Below are 18,855 nucleotides of genomic sequence, written 5' to 3'. Positions count from 1 at the left end.
CTGAATGCTGAATGCTGAATGCTGAATCCTGAATCCTGAATCCTAAGCTATTTCTGCTTGTTCTAGTGCATATCGTTTGAGGTGATGGTTTGTGTTCACATATTGAAAGGTTTTGAGAGCTTTTATTGTATTTAATTAGTTGAACAGTTTTATATACATCTTTGCTGGATATAGTCGATGGGAAAGATCGGTTTTTCTTATGTCTTCTTAACGTAATATAGTAGTATTGGATTGTTTGTAGGTTGTTTACTCAGGCTTTTCGCTGATTAACATTTTCTGCCTTTGTTGTAATAATTGTCTTTTTTGTGCCGATATAGAGTATCTTTTACTTTGTTAGCACTCACGTAAGTATTGTTTAGAATTAAATAATAAGAATATGAAACGCTTTATTCAGTATCAAACAGATAGATTGTCTGCTATCCCAAATATGGCGAGCGCAATCTCAAAGAAAATATCAGAATTCCAATTCGATTATCGTAAGATGCTGGAAGAAGCTTCGTTATTTTTTGAAAAGAATTATGAATATGAAACTGAGTTGGCACAGATCAATAAGAAAAATGCAGCCTATCAAGAGCATATTGATATTGTAGAAAATTACAAAAAAGAGAAAGGCAAGTTACCGATCATTAAAGGCCAGCGTTCGGCACAACGCTACCTTGAGAAATTACATCAAAAAATTGATGAAGGTGAATATCGAATTAAGCAGATTGCTGCTGAACGTTTAAAAGCGCGGGGCGAGCGTTATATTGCGTTAGAAAAGTTAATTGATAATATCCTTGATCTACTTGATGGTCCGAAAATATTTAGCCAGTTCTTAGGTACTATGGTGTTATCAACTCCTTTACCTAATGAAACTGTTCGCTGCATCCGCAATGAAAAAAATAAGCCGATTTATATAACTGCTTTAACTGTCGCCTTGTTTGAAGAAACACGATTATTTAATGAGTTTAAATCACCTTACTTAAAACAAGCATTAATCGACATTATTGGTGATGACAAAGTAAGTTTAATGCAGCGCCATGATTATAAGCCTTTTACTAAAGAGCAGAAAATGGCTTATCGTGAAGAGGTTTTGAAACCAATTGTTAAAGCGACTTTACTTCGACATATTGGCTCATATGCTCCACATGCTGAAGCTATATATCAAGGCAATCGTTTTCGTTTATTAGATGTTGACCAGCGCAATAAGTTGCTGTCTGGTATCAAGCGTAATTCGTATCTTTATCTGCGCCAAGGTGTAGGGTTGCCGCAAAGGCGTTTTGATAAAAAAGAAGAGCGTGATGAATTCTTCGCAATTGAGAATGCAAAACTTGAGTTTATGACTCAGTTGCTTGATTTTGATAATCAAGGACCTGAATTACGCGATTTAATGCGTATTCCAATGGTTTATGCGTCATTTATGTTATCAACCAAAGAAGAGTATGATTATCGTAATATGTATCGTGCCTACGACATTCTTAAAGAAGGCATGAAGCATGGCGAGTACAATGCTAATTTTTGTGCACTGTTTTTAAGAATGGTGGGGCGCTTTCCTCTTGGTAGTGGTATTTACTTTATTTCGCATGAAACGGAACAAATTGAAAAAGGTATTGTTTGTTCTTTATTTCCGAAAAATCCAGAAGAACCTTACGTCAAGCAAATCACACGTAACCATATTCAATCGCTTAGTCAAACAGAAGTGCTGGTTGTTCGCAGTACTAACATTTACTTTGAATCAACGCGAGAAAATTCAGGAATAGATGAAGTGGTATTTACTCAGCGATATCAACCACCGTATGTTTGGAATGCAAATGAAGTATGGGAGGTTCAAGTGCCAGCTTTAGTTTTTTGGAAAAAAGATGGCACCGTGAAACACAGTAATTTATCTATGCTTTAAGCTAGCTTATTAAGTTGCTGTTTAAGTACTAGCTTTCTTTTTTGCCATTTTACAATAGGCAATAAAATGGCAATTAATAAAATGGCATAAAACATATGTGGACCAATACCAAATACCAATCCAAAACAAGCTAAAAACCCAAGCATAATAGAAAGTCGATGTTTACTGGTTAAAAGTACCCATGCTGACGCCATTGTTGCTAGGTAGATCACAGCAAAAACACCATTTACCCAATTAATTAAATCTTCTAAATCTTGTCCTGTAAAATGGGTTATCACCAGCACTAAGGCCATAATGCTTAATACTGTTGATAGTGCCCTTTGTGGCACGTTTTGTTGATTTGATTGTGCTAGCACACGAGGCAATACACCTTGCTCGGCAAAACTGGCAACCAGTTTGGCTAAGCTTGCTGTGTAGACATTGATTGTTGCAAGACCACCTGCAACACCCAATATGCCAATAATATAACTCCCGCTACTAAAGTACGTATCAAAAACGCCAACAATCGCGAGTTTGGCATCATTGGGGTGATTTAATACTAACAGTGTTGAGGCAATATAAATAATGCCAACAAGCACACTGCCAATGATCATGGCAGGTATCACGTCTTTATTGGGGCGTTTAAATTCATTCGCTAGATGAGACATAGCTTCTACACCTAAAAAGCTCCAGAAAGCTAAGCCTGCGGCTTGGAAAACAGCATTGTTATCAAAGCTTTCAAAAGTTGGATTAATTCGGTTAGGTTGGCCTGTGCTAGATGCAAATAACACCATAACGATGGCGACGATTAATAAAGTAAGTAAAAATTGTAATTTTGCCGAAACATGAATGCCTTTTCGGTTTAACAAATATAAACCTGCTAACGCACTTAATTCTGCAATCAATAAGTGAAACCCATCGATGGCAATCATGCCCTGTACAAATTGAAATGTCATAATGACAGCTGCAGGTGTACCTATCGGTACTACCAATAAAAACATTAAGCCAATCACGCGTCCTGCTGTTTCGCCAAACGCTTTTTCCACAAAATAAGCAGGTCCTCGTGAATGGGGGTGAATGGATGAGAGTTTGCCAAAGATGTAGGTCATAGGCAGCAGTCCAATAGTTAATAATAGCCAAGCGAATACTGCGTTGCTACCCGACATTTCGACGGTCAATTGCGGCAGAATAAATACGCCTGTTCCGAGTAATGTTGTCGCCATCATGCCAGCACCTTGCCAGCGTCCTATACCATTATTATTTAAGTTCATAGTGATTATGTGAGAGGGGATTGATTGCAACAGTATAAGAATGTTCTTAAATACAAACTGATGTTGTTACTAGGCAATTCGATAGATATACCGTTAAAATGACGGTTTTAGCGTTTATAGCAAAATTTTTGATTGTTATGAGTAATAAGTATGCAAATGGACAAATTTGATCAGGCGATTATTGCCCAGCTAAAGATTAATGCTAGGCAAAGTGTTTCAGCTATCGCTGATGCAGTTAACTTGTCGCGTTCTGCAGTTACAGAGCGGATTAAAAAGTTAGAAAGAAACGGACAAATCCGTGGTTATCAGGTACTACTTAGCGAATCGCAAAAAGTAGGGGTGTCTGCATATTTTGAAATACAGCATCAGTGTGCGCGTTGTTCAAACATCGTAAAGGTATTTCAAGTCATTCCTGAGGTACTCACTTGCCATGGCATTACGGGAGACATGGACTTATTAGTGTTTGTGCAAACGGATTCAATGCAACGCTTACATGAAATCAGAGAGTATTTAGACGCTGAACCAGACATTGTAAAAATTAAAACGCATGTCGTTATGAGTGAATGGATTAACAATTTAGGGTAGTGCACGATGCATCAATTAGATCACGATTTGGAAAAAGAAAATACCCAAGTGAGAAAAACGCTTAGAGAAGACCCAACAATAGCAAGTTTGCTAAGTAGAATGCCAGAATCAGTACAACATAGTTTTACCGAAGAACAGCTTGCAAATTTACGTATCGCTCTAGGTGCGAGAAGCTGGGGCAAACATAAAATTGATTTTCGTAGCACCATCTCTTTCTTTTCATATCGATATTATTATGTATTTGTCGCAGGTCGAAACCGTCGTGAGCTTTCAAGGTCTGAAAAGAGAAAAGGTCTACTTATTCAATCTATCTTGATGAGTAGTTTTCTCGTTTTTTGTTCGATGTTGGGATTGCTAGTTTTATACCTCGTAAAATCAGCATTGGGTATCGACCTTTTCCCAAATTTTTCTCTGGGGATTTGGAGTTGGTTTAAGGGAAATATAATGTCCTAGTGTTAACATTTGGTTACGTAAAGGGATAGTTATCTATAAATTGCTGATATAGCATAATTAGGTAACAGGAAAAGGATAAACAATGAAAAAAATCAAATCTCTCGCATTGGGTTTAGTGGCTGCATCTGTACTTGCAGCATGCTCATCTGCTGATAATACAGCTTCTTCTAAGGAAGAGAACTTAGTTGCACCGATCGCAAAAAAAGTACCATTTGAGATGACGCAACACGGTCACACCCGTGTTGATAACTATTATTGGATGCGTGACGATAAGCGTCAAGATCCTGAAATTCTTGCGCATTTAGAAGCTGAAAATAGTTACACAGAGCAGCAATTAAAGCATACGGAAAGCCTCCAATCTCAGTTATTTGATGAAATCAAAGGGCGTATTGTAAAAGATGACCAATCGGTCCCAGTAAAGAAAGGCGATTATTTCTACGGTAGTGAAGTAAGTGGAGATAATGAATACCGCATTTACACACGTGCAAAAGATTTAGCTGGTACGAATAAAGAAGTGCTTCTCGATGTAAATGAGTTAGCAAAAAATCACGAATATTTTAGTGTGTCAGGCCTATCTGCAAGCCCAGATAGCAAATTGTTAGCTTATGGCGAAGATACAGTCAGTCGCCGTATTTATACCATCCGAATTAAAAATCTTGAAACGGGTGAATATTTAAAAGACGAAATCAAAGACACCGAAGGTGATGTGGTTTGGGGTAACAATAATCAGTTCTTCTATTACATTAAAAAAGACCCTCAAACTTTACTTGGTTACCAAGTGTATCGCCATGTACTTGGTACAGAACAAAGCCAGGACGAATTAGTCTACGAAGAAAAAAATAAGGCTTATTACACTTACATCAGCAAAAGCAAAGATGGTCAGTTAGTATATATCCACCACTCAAGTACCGAAGCGAGCGGCGTTTCAATACTTAACGCTAATGATGTAAAAGCAACACCAACACGTTTTATCCCACGTGAAGCAAAACATGAGTACAGTATTGCTAAGCTTAATAATGACTTCTATATAAAAACCAATTTAAACGCGGTGAACTTTCGTTTGATGAAAGTAGATGCAGCAAATATTGGTGATAAAACAAAGTGGCAGGAAGTTATTCCAGCACGCGATAACGTTAAACTTGAAGATATTGAGCTGTTCAATAATCACTTAGTTTATCAAGAGCGTGAAAATGGATTGATACGTTACATAGTTCGTGAATTAAATTCTGGAAATGAAACTGAGCTGAAGTTTAAAGATGTGGCATTTGCTTCAAGTTTGTCTGGTAATCATGAACTAGATAACCCAAAAGTTCGACTTTATTATGCAAGTATGACCACACCGATTAGTGTTCTTGAGTTTTCATTAGAAAGTGGTGATAAAACTGTATTGAAAGAGCAAAAAGTACTTGGTGACTTTAATACTGATAATTATGTCTCTGAGCGTATTATGGTTACGGCGCGTGATGGTAAAAAAGTACCTGTTTCATTGGTTTACCGTAAAGATAAGTTCAAAAAAGATGGCACGAATCCACTTTACCAATATGGTTATGGCTCGTATGGTGCAACGTTTGATCCGATATTTTCATCATCACGTTTAAGCTTACTTGATCGTGGTTTTGTTTATGCTATTGCGCATATTCGAGGTTCTGAAATGTTAGGCCGCCCTTGGTATGACGATGGTAAAAAGTTAACTAAGAAAAATACCTTTAATGACTTTGTTGATGTAACTAAATCGCTTGTAGCACAAGGCTATGGCGCAAAAGATAAAGTATTTGCGGTAGGTGGTAGTGCTGGCGGTTTATTAATGGGTGCAGTAATCAACCAAGCACCTGAGTTATACCGAGGAGTAGCTGCACATGTACCGTTTGTAGATGTGGTAACTACGATGTTAGATGAATCGATTCCGCTAACAACAAATGAGTATGATGAGTGGGGAAATCCAAATGACAAAGTGTATTATGACTATATGCTAAGTTACTCTCCTTATGATCAAGTTAAGCGTCAAGCCTATCCAAACTTATTGGTTACAACTGGTCTACATGATTCACAGGTTCAATACTTTGAACCAATGAAATGGGTAGCAAAGCTGCGTGAATATAAAACAGATAATAATCTGTTGTTATTCAAAACAGATATGGAAGCAGGACATGGCGGTTCATCAGGCCGTTTCAAGCGCATCAACGACACTGCGCTTGAATATGCCTTCTTCTTAGATCTACTTAATAAGTAGTATCAATAAGGGGCTTTTAGCCCCTTTTATTTTGCTAAAGTTCTTCTCCAGCTTCGTCCATGGCAACAATCTCTGTTTCCTTTAATGCATCAGTAATCCACTCGGCAAGTACTTCACAACTCAATACCTTATTCATATAGGCACTTGCAGATGCGTTAAGAGTAATACCATAGGTTTTGAAACGCAGTGCTACAGGTGCATACATGGCATCAACAATACCCCACTCACCAAATAACCAGCCACCTTGTTGTTCAAATTGTGCATGTTGTTCACTAAATATTTGCTCAATGCGTGCAATATCAGCAAGGCTTTGTTGTGTGAGCGCTACTTTGCGTTTAGCACGAATATTCATGGGTAATTGATTACGTAGTGAATTAAACCCTGAATGCATTTCAGCGGCCAATGCGCGGGCTTTTACGCGGTGCGAGGGATCACTTGGCCAACCTTGGTTCGATAAATAAGTTTCATTGATGTATTCGCATATCGCCAGGGAATCCCATACTGTAATGTTGTTATCAATTAAGACTGGAACTTTGGCAATTGGCGCAATATTGCTAAGGGTTTTAGTGAAGTCATCAGTCTCTAATTTTAAGTTGTGTTCATTAAAATCCAAGTTGAACTTTTTTAATAAAATCCAAGCTCTTAAAGACCATGTGGAGTAGTTTTTATTGGCAATATATAAATCCATAGTGTTTTATGCTCTAGTGTTTATTTTTCGGTATAACGCCAAATGTATAGTGTTATTTAACATCTGAATAGCGCATAATTCTTATACTATCTATCAGATTAATTGATGTGTTATGGAAATTGATGCACTTAAAAGTTTACTGGCATTTGTAGAAACGGGCAGTATTACCCGCGCTGCAAAACAGGTTAATCGCACCCAGTCAGCTGTGAGTATGCAGATGAAAAAATTAGAACAAGATTTAGGAAAAACCTTGTTTGAAAAAAGTGGCCGCAACCTAATGTTATCTAAAGAAGGGCATCAACTTGTTGGATACGCGAAGCAACTTATAACTCATTACGATAGCACCCTCAATGCAATTAAATCGCATAATACTAAGCTGCGTATTCGACTAGGCTGCCCTGATGATTATGCTAATACAATATTGCCTAAAGTAGTTCGCAATATGCATAGTTTATGGCCGGACTTAGACTTACAAATTCGCTGCCTACCGAGTAATGTTATTCGTCAGCAGCTTGATAGTGGTGAACTCGATGTTGGCATAGTAACGCGCTCTTTCGATAGTGAAGAAGGTTTACTTATTGCCAAAGATCGCGGTGTATGGGTATGCAATGGTGATACTCAGTTAGCAAAGCAAACCCCCTTGCCTTTGGTGACATTTCAACAAGATTGTCGGTTTCATCATGCTGCAATAGAAGGGTTGCACAAACAAGCGCGGCAATTTAAATTGATTGCGATGAGCGGTAGTGTCGCTGCAATGCATAGCATAGTAAAAGAAGGGCTTGCAATTGGTGCAATGGCAAGCCTAAGTAAAGGTGATTTAGTTGAGCTTTGCAACGAGCAATTGCCGGATTTACCACAAATCAGCATTGTGCTTATTTGTAATGCACACGCCAATAGTTTTATATCGCAACAACAACTCAATCAGTTAGGCAACTGCTTTTAGTGGTAGCGTCATAAATGTGCTGTTGGGATCCGCTTGGTAGTCTGCAAAAGGGCCACATTCTTTAAAACCAAATTTAGTATAAAGGTTGCGGGCAGCTTGAAAATAGTCTTGCGTGCCTGTTTCAAGTGATAACACTTGATAGTGCTTTGCCATGGCAAGCTCAATCACATGTTGCAGTAATCTTGACGCAACACCTTGGCCACGAGCCTGTTTTGCTGTGCGCATTGATTTTATTTCTGCGTATGTAGTGTTGTGATGCTTTATTGCAATACAGCCTAATAAGCTATCGCCACGCCATGCACTAAAAAATGTTATATCGTTTTGTTTAAGTGCGTTAAGGTCAAGCGCATGAACGCTTTCGGCAGGTGAAGTGGCATACATGTCATCTAAATGTTCTTGTAAAAGCGCAATAACATTTGGGCTGGATAAATCATCAATTTTAATGTGCATAAAAGGTCTTCTATAAATAATCCAACCTCGCTATTCATCTAACGTGCCAAATTATTACATTATTTAACCTATTGAATCTATTAAAAAATTAAAATTTGAATAGATTGCAGAATTTGATAATCGTCATTGTTGCACTTTTTTGGTGCAAGCGATGCTCATTTCTTTGGCGTCGCTCTTGCTTCTTAATTTACAGAGGGGTTAAGCTTAATAAAATTTATGATAGCTAGTGAGTTATGGAAAAATTTAACGATATATATATGCGTGCAGTAGATCGAAAAGGTGGCGAAACACGCCTTGAAATGCTGCTATCAAAGCCGCTCAGTATTAAACAATTAGCTAAACTGCCGGATTCAGCTTGGTTATCCGAGTTCACAAAAAAAATATTTCAAAGTGGCTTTTATTGGTCTGTAATTGAGAAAAAATGGCCAGGTTTTGAAGAGGTTTTTTGGCGCTTTGATGTTGAGGCATTACTTATGATGTCGCCAGAACAGCAAGAAAAAGCCGCCAGTGATGAGCGCATTGTACGTAATTATAAAAAAGTACAAACAGTGCAAGCCAATGCCTATATGATCCATGAAATCGCAAGCCAACATGGTAGTTTTAGCCAGTTTATAGCGGATTGGCCAAGCAGCGATATTGTTGGCCTTTGGCAATATCTTAAAAAACATGGTGCACGCTTAGGTGGAAACACAGGGCCTTATGCGCTGCGTGTACTCGGTAAAGATACTTTTTTGCTATCGCGAGATTGTGAAAGCTATTTGCGCAGCCATAAAATTATTGATGGTGGCTTACAAACGAAAAAATCGCTGGTTGCAATTCAGAGTTTTTTTAATGAACTGCAACAGCAAAGTGGTTTAAGCTACCAAGAGCTTAGCCAAATAGTTTCATTTAGCTGTGGCGACAATGTAGTCGGTATAGGTTAGCTATTAAGTCAACTGCGCGGCACAAACTCTAATACCGTTGCATTAATGCAATAGCGCAACTGACCATTTGGGCCATCATCAAACACATGGCCCAAATGAATATCAGATTCAACCGCACGAATTTCAGTGCGTTTCATACCAAAACTATTGTCAGGTTTTTCGTAGACTGCACCTTTGACTGGTTTGGTAAACGAAAGCCAGCCACTGCCAGAATTGAAACGATCTCGTGTATCAAATAAGGCTGCGCCACTGAGTTTGTCGATAAACATACCATCTGGCGTATCTTTAAAAATTTCATACTGTTTGCAAAAACGGTTGTCAGTGCCTTTGTTAAACGCAACATTAAATGCTTCACCTTTACCCAGTTTAAATGCTCCCACTATCTTGTAAAACTCATCACGAGATACATAACCTTGGCGTGCAAAAACTTCTTTGCCTTGCTCTAACAAAATAATGGTGGGGGTTGCCCAGGTTGGCGTTTTAATTTTAAGATCATGAAGTTGATCGGCGGTTCTAAACGTAAGTGGAATTGAGCCAGAATATCCTTTTGCTGTTTCAGCATTAAATTTCTCACAGTATGGGCAGAATGGGGCATCAATGACCAAAATTTGTTTACCTTCTAACAGCGCACTGTTATCAAGCTTAGCGATAGTTTGTTGGTTAAACGTCACACCAGTTCGCAAATCAGGGCAGTAGCCATTTGGATTTTTGGCTAGGTAATCTTGGTGATATTCTTCTGCCGCATAAAAGGTATCAAGTGGCTTAATGCTGGTGGCTATTTTGCCGAAACCAGCCTGACTAAGTAGAGATTGGAATTGTTTAGTAACCGCCATTGCGAGCGTTTTTTGTTGTTCTGAATTATATAAAATCGTTGAGCGATATTGTGTGCCGACATCGTTACCTTGGCGGTTGACCTGAGTAGGGTCATGGTGTTCGTAAAAGTGTTGTAGTATTTTTTCAAGGCTTATTTGATTACGATTGAAAGTCACCTTTACGACTTCGGCATAGTTGTTAGGATTATATTTATTACTCTTTTTGATGATATTTCGGTAGCTTGCCTTAAAGCCGCTGCCATCAGCATATCCACTTACAGCGTCAATTACCCCGTCTAGCGCTTCATAGCGTTTTTCTGCACCCCAAAAACAACCCGACCCCAATACAATTGAGTTCACATGATTGGTCTGCGCTTTTGCGGCATGGGTCAAATTGGTAAAGCTTAATAAAAACAAGCTGACACAAATTAAGTAGTTCATATTGCTGCCTTGTTAAAGTTATTTACTACGTAATAAATAAGACCTGAGATCGCTGAATTAAAATTCATTACCGCTAAACATCTAAATAAACCGCTTATCAATAAAAGACTTATATAAAGCAGAATGACAATATGCTTGTCGGCAATGAAAGCGGGAGGATTTATGAAAAAACTAATTTCAATTGCAGTAGCTGCTTCAGCATTATCGTTAGTTGGATGCAACACAACAATGGATGTGACTTATACACCGATTGCTGAGCTTGAGACGCGCACAAGTTGGGAAATAAACCCAGTAACAGGTTCTTGGGAAGCAGTTGAAAACACTGTGTATATTAGTGCAAAAGAAAAACAACACACGTTGCCGAAACAATACGATCGTTTTGCAAATAACTAGTATTACTCTGAATGCGCATGAACAATCATGCGCTTTTTTTAGAAGCGCGAAGTAAGCAATAAAGTGACTGAATCAAGTCCTGAATCATCATCACCAAGGTCAGCTCCTAAGCCAAAACTAAATGAAAAGTGTGGGTTAAACCAATACTGAGTTTGCACTTCAACGTTGTTGTTATCAAAGTCATTTGTTTGTGCAAGCGCTTGAATTCCAATAAACCAATTATCACTGAAGTAATAATCAGCACGCCCTTGATAGTAGTTTTCTTTTCCTGAAATTTGCTTAAACACAAAATCCCAACCTTGCCCTTGGGTTATTTTTGTATAGCGAACATAAGGCGTTAGGCGCCAATTGTTACTAGAATCCTCATTACCGAAATAATCGGTTTCATTACGGTATAAGTAAGTTGCACCTACACCCAGTTGCAGATTGTCAGTAATATTATTGCCAAGCTCACCGCTCAGTCTTAGGTAATGATTGTCGTATTCGTTATCAAGAGCGTATTCTGCACCTCCTCGAAATACCAATGCATTATCAAAATAATGTGTGTAGCCGACATCAACATCATAGAAATCATCTAATACCAGCGCACGCGTAGTTAGGCTGTTAATACGGTTTAGATATGATTTTAGGTTATGGGGGCCACTGGCACTTGCGAGGTCATCAAATGCATAAGTGTAAGCTGCACCTACGAAGTGATTATCAAAATCATAGAGGTCGGATATTCCGAAGTCGATTTGGTGTTGAATCGTGTTGTTAGCTAAGAGAGTATTGGAGGTAATCAATAACGCAATTGACAGTAGTTTTTTCATAATCGTAGTTGAGTTCTTTTTGCCAGCAGCATAAAGAAATAACTTCCTCTCGATAAGTGTGTAACTGTTTAAAATTGTGAGATATTGTAAATAGAGACTCTAAAAAATTTAAAGCATTAAGAAGTAACAATATGATCTGGTTTAAAGCAATTGATAAAGCATTGTGCGACAAGTTAGATGAAGGCCTTAACGGCAAAGGCAGTTTAATGAAAACCCTTGGCATCGAAATATGTGAAATTGGTGATGATTATCTAGTTGCAAGTATGCCTGTAACACCAGACCATCACAATCCAATAGGTATGCTTCATGGTGGTGCTAATGTCGTACTAGCCGAGACAGTGGCAAGTTATGCTGCTAATTTTGTGGTCGATACCAATAAATTCTATTGTGTCGGGCAAGAGATCAATGCAAACCATATTAAAGCGGCACGTAAGGGGATGGTGTATGCCACTGCAAGAGCAATTCATTTAGGCAAACGCACTTCGGTTTGGGAAGTTAAGATTACCAACCAAGCGGGAGAGCTTACCTGTATTTCAAGAATGACAGCAGCGGTGGTTGAGCGCCGATAATTGATCTATATCTAGTTCACTGTTAATAGCGCTAGTATTTTTAATTGTGCTGGCATATATCTTAGCTAGAGGTATATGCCAATGAGTGAAAAAAAACTAATTACGCTGCTTAAAATTGTTATCGTGCTTGGCCTGTGCCTTATTGGCTTAGGCTACTACTTAATTAATGTTGCTCATATTGAACAAAGTATGGGAGTAACAGGCATGATGATTGGCGGTAGCTGTTATGCGTTTGGCATTATTCTTTCACTACCTACAAAAATGTACCTTACATTTATTTGGGTGACTGCAGAGCAAAGACAAAAACAAAAGTAGCGAAATGTCGTTTTCATAATTTTCAGCCATACTTATTAGTAAGTTAGTTCTTCTTGTATTTATGAATAGTGTGATTCGACTTATAAGCCTAGTGTGCTTTTTACTAAGTAGTTCAGTTGCTGCAAGCGATGTAAAAGTTGCAGCAGGTAATTTTGTGCCTTATTTCAAAGCCGATATTCAAACTAATAAACAAGGTTTGTACGAGCTCTTGATTACGTCTGCTCTAAGCAAAATGTTGATTAATCCTACCTTTGTAAATGTTTCAAATGAGGCGATAAAACGCTATTACTACAAAGGACGAGTAGACATAGCAATCAATTGGACAGGTGAGTTTTTAGGTGAAGGTTATATCTCTGAGTATCGACTCTTTTTTTATAACCGCGCAATATTAAGGCGTTCGAGCAGGTGGGCAGCAGCCACTCAAATACTTGAATTAGAAGGCGCTCGAATCGCGAGTTTTTCTGGTGCAAGTTTAAACTTTGGCGCAAATTACAATTTACTGATAAATAATGTAAACACCCGATACTTTGAAAGTGGCGATCAACTGGCTATCAATAAAATGCTACAGGCAAATAAAGTGGATATCCTGATTGCTGATTGGCTCAAATTTTATCGTTATATTAAACCATTGGGCTTGCTTGATGAGTTTACATCCTTAGATGTATTACATAACTCTGGATCTAAAATTATTTTCAAAGATAAACAGTTACGGGATGAATTTGATAGGGTAATTGAAAGTATGCATGCGAGTGGTGAGTTAGAACAACTCACCCAAGCATGGCTGGCAAAAAATAATTTACCTAAGGTGTCACATCATTTTTTGGCGAAGCGATCTTAAATGCCGCCACCGTCTGTGTGTAAACCACATTCACGATTTAAACCAAAGAAACGGGTTTCTTCTTCAGTCATTCCGGGCTCTAGTTTACGTGTGGTATGCACATCACCCATAGACACATAACCTTGCTCCCATAGCGGGTGGTATGGTAAATCATGTTTCGTTAAGTACTGATACACATCACGGCTATGCCAATCAATAATTGGATAAACCTTCACCGTACCGCGGCTAATTTCAAGCACTTGCTTGTCGGCACGAGTTGATGATTGTTGGCGACGCAAACCGCTAAACCAAGTACCAGCATCCAACTCTTTTAATGCGCGTGTCATAGGTTCAACTTTATTTAAGGTATTGTATTGTTTAATACCTTGCTCGCCTTGTTCCCATAATTTACCAAACTTAGCTTCTTGCCATGCAGGGCTCAGTTCTGATTTATACACTTTCAGATTTAGTTTCAATCGCTCTGTAAGCTCATCAATAAATTGATAAGTTTCAGGAAAGAGATAACCTGTATCCGTTAAAACTACTGGAATATCCGCTTTTTGTGATGTAACTAGGTGTAACATTACAGCCGCTTGAATGCCAAAGCTGGATGATAAAAAGTGTGTGCTTGGTAAATTTTCTAACGCCCACAAAACACGTTCTTCAGCAGAAAGCTGTGCTAACAAGCCATTTGCATCGGCAAGCATGGCATTTTGAACGTCTTTATCTAGCGTTAATATTTGCTTAAATTCACTCATGCATAAATTCCAAATTAGGGCGGCTAACCGCCCTTAAAATATTAAGCGTGGAAGTCTGTTTTAGAAACTTTCACTTCGGCAACGATTTCCTTACGGATAGCGAAGTCACCAAAACATTCACCTTCGTTGCGCTCCTTGGCCCACTGGCCAATTAATTCATCTAATGCTGGTAGGTAAACATCTTCACCCACATTTTCTAGGTAAAGCTTAGGTACGCGCGTACCTTCACGGTTACCACCTAGGTAAACGTTGTATTTACCTGGGCCTTTACCTACAAAACCAATCTCAGCCAACATGGCGCGACCACAACCATTCGGGCAACCTACAACACGCATAATGATGTCGTCATTCGGAATTTCGTGCTTCGCTAAAATCGCTTCTGTTTTCTCAATAAGCTCTGGCAGGTAACGCTCAGCTTCAGCCATAGCTAGTGGACACGTCGGTAATGCTACACATGCCATTGAGTTAATGCGTTGCTCTGTGTATGAGTCGTCAATTAAGCCGTGCTCACGAGCGATTTTCTCAATAATGTCTTTTTGATCAGCAGGTATACCGGCAATGATCAGGTTTTGGTTTGCAGTCATGCGGAAATCACCTTGGTGAATTTCTGCAATTTTACGACAGCCCGTTTTAAGTGCTTTATCTGGGAAATCTAAAATACGACCATTTTGAATAAACACGGTTAAGTGGTGTTTACCATCAATGCCTTCTACCCAACCGATACGGTCGCCACGATGTGTAAACTCATATGGGCGGCTTTCTTCAAATTTAACGCCAGCACGGTTTTCTACTTCAGCTTTAAATGCATCCGTACCGAAAGTATCTAATGTGTACTTAGTTTTCGCGTTCTTACGGTTAACACGGTTACCCCAGTCACGCTGTACAGATACGACGTGCTCAGCAATTTTTAGCGTGTGCTCAAGCGGGATAAAACCTAAATCATCGGCTTTACGCGGGTAAGTGTTTACATCACCGTGCGTCATCGCCAGACCACCACCAACAAGCACGTTAAAACCAACAAGTTTGCCGTTATCAGCAATGGCAACAAAGTTAAGGTCATTGGCGTGAACGTCTACTTCGTTGTTTGGTGGAATCGTCACCGTCGTTTTGAACTTACGTGGTAAGTAAGTTGAACCTAAAATTGGCTCTTCTGTTGTTTCAGTCTTTTCACCGTTTAACCAAATCTCAGCATACGCTTTAGTGTGTGGTAATAAGTGCTCAGAAATCTTCGCTGCCCACTCGTAAGCTTCTTGGTGCAACTCAGACTCAACAGGGTTAGTAGTACATAGTACGTTACGGTTAACGTCACCTGCCGTTGCAATTGAGTCAATGCCAACGCTGTTAAGCATTTGGTGCATTTCTTTAATGCCCGGCTTTAACACACCGTGGAACTGGAATGTTTGACGCGTTGTTAAACGAATACTGCCGTAAATGGTTTTATCGCCAGCAAATTCATCAATCGCTAACCACTGCTTAGGCGTAATAATACCGCCTGGCATACGCGCACGAAGCATCACGTTGTGCATAGGCTCTAGTTTTTGCTTAGTACGCTCTGGACGAATATCACGGTCGTCTTGCTGGTACATACCGTGGAAACGAATTAGCTGGAAGTTATCCGCTGTAAAACCACCTGTAAGTTGGTCTTTTAAATCCGCTTCAATGGTGCCGCGTAAAAAGTTACTTTGCGTTTTTAGTCTTTCGTTATCAGCAAACTTAGCATTTGGGTCTAGCTTGCTGTTAGGTTTGTAATCTGTGCTCATGGCTTATCCTAAAATTCTACTGTGACGGTCAGTGTGGTGTACTAACAAACTGTTAGTACACGTCTTTTTGATAACGGTTGTTGCTGCGAAGCTCTTTAAGATAGCTTTCAGCTTGCTCGTCATCTTTGCCACCATGGGCTTTAATAATGTCGATAAGTGCTTGGTGAACGTCTTTCGCCATGCGGTTTGCGTCACCACAAATATAGAAATGTGCACCTTTTTCTAACCATGCAAATACTTCTTCGCCTTTCTCGCGAAGACGGTCTTGCACGTAAACTTTTTCTGCTTGGTCGCGGCTAAACGCAAGGTCTACTTTGTTTAGTAGGCCAGACTTCACATAACCTTGGATTTCAACTTGGTATAAGAAATCTTGGGTGAAGTGTGGGTTACCGAAGAATAACCAGTTTTCACCTTCCGCTTCACGTGCATAACGCTCTTGTAAGAATGCGCGGAAAGGCGCAATACCTGTACCAGGGCCTACCATGATCACAGGTGTGTTATCATCACTTGGTAAACGGAAGTTGTCGTTATGCTCGCTAAATACTTTAACTTTAACGCCTTCTTCAGCGCGGTGAGCTAGGTAGCCCGAACAACCGCCAAAGTGTTTTTCACCAAAGGCATCAAACTCAACTAAACCAACGGTTAAATGTACTTCTTCTTCAACTTCAGCTTGGCTTGAAGCAATTGAATATAAACGTGCTTGTAGCTTACGTAAGCTGTTTGCTAAGTCTTGCGCGCTGATATCACTTGGGTTTTGCTTGATAATATCGAAGATTTGACGTGCTTCGATGTACTCGCGCATTGCTGCTTTATCTTCAACTAGCTTTAATAGCTCAGCGTTGTTGGTTGCTTGAGCGTACTTTTCAACAAAACCTGGGTAAGACTGAGTAAGCTCTAGTTTTTCAATTAACGCTGTGCGAATTGATAAGGTTTCATCACCTAACGTGATTTCAGTTGCGCCATCAATGTTTAATAGTGCTAACGTTTCATCAACCAGCGCTTCGTCATTTAAGAAATAAACACCTAGAGAGTCACCTGGAAGATACGTGATATCAGAGCCTTCTAATGAAATCTCAATGTGGCGTACGTCTTTAGTTGAATCGCGACCTGTGATCTTTTGTACCACACTTAGCTCAGCCGCAAATGGGTTTTGCTTAGTGTATTGGCTTTGTGCTGGTGCTGCACCGAATCCGGCCATTGGAATAACCTGTGCTGAACCTTGCGACTGTGCTTTTAGCTCAGGTTCGAATGCTTCAACCGCACCACCGATCCAAGCTGCAGCGTGATCTTCATAATCAACGTCTAAATCAGCGCGAGCAACAACCGTTTCTGCGCCGAGTGCTTTAAAGCGCTCTTCAAAATCGATCGCCGTTTGGCAGAAGAATTCATAGCTTGAATCACCTAGGCCGATAACCGCTACTTTAACGCCATCAAGTTTAGGTGCTTTTTTCGATGCTAAGAACGCATGTAAGTTTTCAGCGTCTTCTGGCGGCTCACCCTCACCATAAGTAGAAACAGCAACAGCAATAAACTTTTCTTTCTTAAGTTGAGCTGGCTTATAGTCAGCCATATTTACAAGCTTAACCGCTAGGCCTTTCGCTTCAGCTGCTGCTTTAAGTTGGTTAGCGACGCCTTTTGCATTACCTGTTTGTGAACCATAAAGAATGGTTAATGCCGCAGCTTCGCCTGCTTGTGGTGCTGCGCCCGCAACCTGACCTGATAATGCTGCTGTATTGGCATTTGCTGCTAAGTAACCACTCACCCAAGCTTGTTGAATTGGGTTCAGTTCAGCAGTAAGCGCTTGTAACTTCTGTACTTGCTCTGGCGTAAGCGGACTTGCTTGCGCCGATAGTTGACTTAACAACATGCTCTTTATTCCTCGACAACCGGTAGCTATATTTCTTTGCACCTTAGGTGCTTCTCTGATGGTGAAATATAGCGAGCTCTAGGCGAAGAAAAAAATAATAGAAAGTGCTTTTATATTCCAAAAAGGAATGTATGACGTGTTATTTATAATTTTTAATAAAGTTAAAGTGTTTAACCGCTTGTTGTAACAAGGATATATTGTTTTTTTGCTGTGTGAAGATTAATCAACGATCTTAGTTGAGGGGGAATTAATAAATAAAATGGTAGGGATGTCAGCTCAAAAGTAACAACTTGCTAACAGCAAAAGCGTTGCTTTTAGCAAGTCATCATAAATTACAGACTAACGCTAAGTTAGATCTTTGGTCGCTTACTCGGTTGGATAAAGCGTAATTTCCATACCAGCACCGAGCGCTGAAATACGTAATAATGTATCGGCATGTAAAGCTTGGTTAAAGCACTTAGGATTTTTGCCACTTTGAAAACCAATATCAAATGTACGCTTTGTACACCCTAACCATTGTTTAAGTGCATTGCGAGAACATGATTCAACCAATTCACATAAATGATTAATCATTTTGTCAGGTGTTGTAACATCAATGCTGGCTTCAATGCGTGCTAATTGTCGAGTATCGTCTTTGTCGTAATGAAGTACTACAGCTGACTTTGATAAATCGGATACTAGCTGGGCAATATCTTGCTTTGACTCGATTTCTAGGTCGACATTAAGAAACTGAATATCTGACATTGATGTTTATTCTCTGAAATTGCGTAGTCGCTCACTTTACATTAGATTGGCTTATATCTCTAGAGCGTGTTGACCTTTGCTGTCTATTTCTGCAGCAGTTTGTTTGGCATTTAGACGAGGCAGAGCGATTGTAGTGTAGTTATTTTACATAAATGAGCGATAACATAGTATA

General features: G+C 39.4%; 19 protein-coding genes. 10 read left to right on the top strand and 9 right to left on the bottom strand.

The features are described 5' to 3' along the window. Window positions 1–376: 376 nt before the first annotated feature. Window positions 377–1,876 carry a hypothetical protein gene (locus ON073_RS16985; RefSeq protein WP_274763075.1) on the top strand — a complete coding sequence of 500 codons (1,500 nt, stop codon included), beginning with the start codon at window positions 377–379 and terminating at the stop codon, window positions 1,874–1,876. On the opposite strand, the gene yjeH is transcribed toward ON073_RS16985, so the two are convergent. Beyond that, a complete protein-coding gene (gene yjeH / locus ON073_RS16980; protein ID WP_274763074.1) occupies window positions 1,873–3,126 on the bottom strand; it encodes an L-methionine/branched-chain amino acid transporter in 1,254 nt (417 codons plus the stop codon). The genes ON073_RS16985 and yjeH overlap by 4 nt on opposite strands. A 156-nt stretch (window positions 3,127–3,282) precedes the next feature. Between yjeH and ON073_RS16975 the strand changes: the two genes are divergently transcribed. The 3 genes from ON073_RS16975 (at window position 3,283) to ON073_RS16965 (ending at window position 6,394) form a co-directional block, all read left to right on the top strand. After that, window positions 3,283–3,711: an Lrp/AsnC family transcriptional regulator gene (locus ON073_RS16975; RefSeq protein ID WP_274763073.1), complete on the top strand. Its 429-nt coding sequence runs from the start codon at window positions 3,283–3,285 to the stop codon at window positions 3,709–3,711. Between the two features lie 6 nt (window positions 3,712–3,717). Then, window positions 3,718–4,164, top strand: a complete 447-nt coding sequence (locus ON073_RS16970; protein ID WP_274763072.1) for a 3-phosphoshikimate 1-carboxyvinyltransferase — start codon at window positions 3,718–3,720, stop codon at window positions 4,162–4,164. Between the two features lie 82 nt (window positions 4,165–4,246). Continuing rightward, window positions 4,247–6,394, top strand: coding sequence for a S9 family peptidase (locus ON073_RS16965; RefSeq protein ID WP_274763071.1), 2,148 nt, complete (start codon window positions 4,247–4,249; stop codon window positions 6,392–6,394). A gap of 34 nt (window positions 6,395–6,428) precedes the next feature. Here the strand turns inward: ON073_RS16965 and ON073_RS16960 are convergent, their stop codons facing one another. After that, complete coding sequence (locus tag ON073_RS16960; protein ID WP_274763070.1) at window positions 6,429–7,082, bottom strand: glutathione S-transferase family protein; 654 nt, start codon at window positions 7,080–7,082, stop codon at window positions 6,429–6,431. 112 nt (window positions 7,083–7,194) lie between these two features. On the opposite strand from ON073_RS16960, the gene ON073_RS16955 reads away from it, so the two are divergent. Next, window positions 7,195–8,025 (top strand): LysR family transcriptional regulator, encoded by an 831-nt coding sequence (locus ON073_RS16955; RefSeq protein WP_274763069.1) that lies wholly within the window; start codon window positions 7,195–7,197, stop codon window positions 8,023–8,025. Here ON073_RS16955 and ON073_RS16950 read toward each other — a convergent pair. Beyond that, complete coding sequence (locus ON073_RS16950; RefSeq protein ID WP_274763068.1) at window positions 8,008–8,475, bottom strand: GNAT family N-acetyltransferase; 468 nt, start codon at window positions 8,473–8,475, stop codon at window positions 8,008–8,010. The genes ON073_RS16955 and ON073_RS16950 overlap by 18 nt on opposite strands. Before the next feature lie 233 nt (window positions 8,476–8,708). Here ON073_RS16950 and ON073_RS16945 point away from each other — a divergent pair, with 233 nt between their 5' ends. Beyond that, complete coding sequence (locus ON073_RS16945; protein ID WP_274763067.1) at window positions 8,709–9,398, top strand: DNA-3-methyladenine glycosylase I; 690 nt, start codon at window positions 8,709–8,711, stop codon at window positions 9,396–9,398. Window positions 9,399–9,406: 8 nt separating this feature from the next. Here the strand turns inward: ON073_RS16945 and msrA are convergent, their stop codons facing one another. Continuing rightward, entirely contained in the window at window positions 9,407–10,651 is a 1,245-nt protein-coding gene (gene msrA, locus ON073_RS16940) for a peptide-methionine (S)-S-oxide reductase MsrA (RefSeq protein WP_274763066.1), read from the bottom strand. A gap of 162 nt (window positions 10,652–10,813) precedes the next feature. Between msrA and ON073_RS16935 the strand changes: the two genes are divergently transcribed. Then, on the top strand, window positions 10,814–11,044 hold the full coding sequence (locus tag ON073_RS16935) for a hypothetical protein (protein WP_274763065.1): 231 nt from the start codon (window positions 10,814–10,816) through the stop codon (window positions 11,042–11,044). Between the two features lie 38 nt (window positions 11,045–11,082). Here the strand turns inward: ON073_RS16935 and ON073_RS16930 are convergent, their stop codons facing one another. Next, a complete protein-coding gene (locus tag ON073_RS16930; RefSeq protein ID WP_274763064.1) occupies window positions 11,083–11,853 on the bottom strand; it encodes a hypothetical protein in 771 nt (256 codons plus the stop codon). A gap of 131 nt (window positions 11,854–11,984) precedes the next feature. On the opposite strand from ON073_RS16930, the gene ON073_RS16925 reads away from it, so the two are divergent. The 3 genes from ON073_RS16925 (at window position 11,985) to ON073_RS16915 (ending at window position 13,575) form a co-directional block, all read left to right on the top strand. Continuing rightward, window positions 11,985–12,422 (top strand): PaaI family thioesterase, encoded by a 438-nt coding sequence (locus tag ON073_RS16925; protein ID WP_274763063.1) that lies wholly within the window; start codon window positions 11,985–11,987, stop codon window positions 12,420–12,422. A gap of 81 nt (window positions 12,423–12,503) precedes the next feature. Further along, entirely contained in the window at window positions 12,504–12,737 is a 234-nt protein-coding gene (locus tag ON073_RS16920; RefSeq protein WP_274763062.1) for a hypothetical protein, read from the top strand. A gap of 70 nt (window positions 12,738–12,807) precedes the next feature. Continuing rightward, entirely contained in the window at window positions 12,808–13,575 is a 768-nt protein-coding gene (locus tag ON073_RS16915) for a transporter substrate-binding domain-containing protein (protein WP_274763061.1), read from the top strand. On the opposite strand, the gene ON073_RS16910 is transcribed toward ON073_RS16915, so the two are convergent. The 4 genes from ON073_RS16910 to ON073_RS16895 all read right to left on the bottom strand — a co-directional run bounded on the left by ON073_RS16910 (window position 13,572) and on the right by ON073_RS16895 (window position 18,683). After that, complete coding sequence (locus tag ON073_RS16910) at window positions 13,572–14,312, bottom strand: phosphoadenylyl-sulfate reductase (RefSeq protein ID WP_274763060.1); 741 nt, start codon at window positions 14,310–14,312, stop codon at window positions 13,572–13,574. The two genes, ON073_RS16915 and ON073_RS16910, sit on opposite strands and share 4 nt — an antisense overlap. Window positions 14,313–14,353: 41 nt before the next feature. Further along, window positions 14,354–16,072 carry an assimilatory sulfite reductase (NADPH) hemoprotein subunit gene (gene cysI / locus ON073_RS16905; protein WP_274763059.1) on the bottom strand — a complete coding sequence of 573 codons (1,719 nt, stop codon included), beginning with the start codon at window positions 16,070–16,072 and terminating at the stop codon, window positions 14,354–14,356. A 52-nt stretch (window positions 16,073–16,124) separates the two neighbouring features. Next, window positions 16,125–17,939 carry an assimilatory sulfite reductase (NADPH) flavoprotein subunit gene (locus ON073_RS16900; protein ID WP_274763058.1) on the bottom strand — a complete coding sequence of 605 codons (1,815 nt, stop codon included), beginning with the start codon at window positions 17,937–17,939 and terminating at the stop codon, window positions 16,125–16,127. A gap of 366 nt (window positions 17,940–18,305) precedes the next feature. Further along, window positions 18,306–18,683 (bottom strand): hypothetical protein, encoded by a 378-nt coding sequence (locus ON073_RS16895; protein ID WP_274763057.1) that lies wholly within the window; start codon window positions 18,681–18,683, stop codon window positions 18,306–18,308. Window positions 18,684–18,855: the final 172 nt, after the last annotated feature.

The sequence above is a fragment of the Pseudoalteromonas sp. G4 genome (genome assembly GCF_028875915.1).
In the GTDB taxonomy this organism is placed as follows: domain Bacteria; phylum Pseudomonadota; class Gammaproteobacteria; order Enterobacterales; family Alteromonadaceae; genus Pseudoalteromonas.
Note: the sequence above shows the minus strand (reverse complement) of the source record. Positions and strands in the feature narration are given on the sequence as shown.